Below are 526 nucleotides of genomic sequence, written 5' to 3'. Positions count from 1 at the left end.
CGACGCGCTCGACCGGCCGGTGCGTCGCGACCTCGCCGCCGGAGAGCGGCTCGCGGAACGCGATGTTCAGCTGCACGGGGCCGGGCTCCGTGTGCGCGCCGTCGCGCCAGCCGAGCGCGGCCCGCACCGCACGGACGGCGTCGTCCTCGGGCTCGAGCAGCGCATCCGCCCCCACGTCGAGCACGACGCGGGCCGCATCGCCGAAGATGCCCGGCTGCCGGGTGGTCTGGTTCGAGCGGATGCCGTGCAGCTCGCTCGGCCGGTCGGCGGTGATCGCGATGAGCGGCACGTCGCTGTGGTGCGCCTCGAGCATCGCCGGGTGCAGGTTCGCGAGCGCCGTGCCGCTCGTGACCACCATCGCGACCGGGCGGCGCGTCTCGCGCGCGAGGCCGAGCGCGAGGAAGGCGGCGCTGCGCTCGTCGATGCGCACGTGCAGGTGGAGCGCGCCCTCGCGCGCGAGGCGGGCGACGGCGAGCGCGATCGCCTGCGAGCGCGAGCCCGGGCTCACGACGACGTCGGCGACCCC

At 77.0% G+C, this 526-nt stretch carries 1 protein-coding gene; it reads right to left on the bottom strand.

Translation table 11 applies throughout. The features are described from left to right. Positions 1-526: thiamine pyrophosphate-binding protein (locus NWP09_RS13215; RefSeq protein WP_258275938.1), on the bottom strand; the 526-nt coding region annotated here is incomplete at both ends.

The organism is Agrococcus sp. HG114, from assembly GCF_024723325.1.
GTDB lineage: Bacteria > Actinomycetota > Actinomycetes > Actinomycetales > Microbacteriaceae > Agrococcus.
The sequence above is the reverse complement of the archived record's forward strand: the minus strand, read 5'-3'. Positions and strand labels throughout refer to the sequence as shown.